Consider the following 352-nt stretch of genomic DNA (forward strand, 5'->3'; position numbering starts at 1 on the left):
TTTTTTGAAGATGCCTTATACCAACTTTTAGAATACCTTTAATTCAATTAAATTCTTCTAAATATATATTAACATATATTATATGCATACTAGGCACTTTATAAGGCTATTTATATAAGCTAATTTAAATTAATATTCCTAGTGCTGAATAAGCTGTGTATTTAATAAAGTTTAACTTCAATACTACAGCTGGAATTGATGTTAATTATAGTTGATGCTTCCAATTTGAACTCCTCCTCATCTTCCATAATTTGATTATAGAAGGAGTTTTTAAAGAAAAGTTTCATATAAATCTTAAGAAATTCTAAAGATTTTATTAGAATATATAAGTTCAATAAATAAAATTCATTAA

Annotated in this window: 1 protein-coding gene; it reads right to left on the reverse strand. The window is 22.7% G+C overall.

Translation table 11 applies throughout. From position 1 onward, the window contains the following. Positions 1-161: 161 nt before the first annotated feature. A partial coding sequence (locus B3W71_RS09530; protein ID WP_346888702.1) for a hypothetical protein occupies positions 162-352 on the reverse strand: 191 nt, incomplete at its 5' end.

It is taken from the genome of Clostridium sp. UBA1056, assembly GCA_002316385.1.
Classification (GTDB): domain Bacteria; phylum Bacillota; class Clostridia; order Clostridiales; family Clostridiaceae; genus Clostridium_J.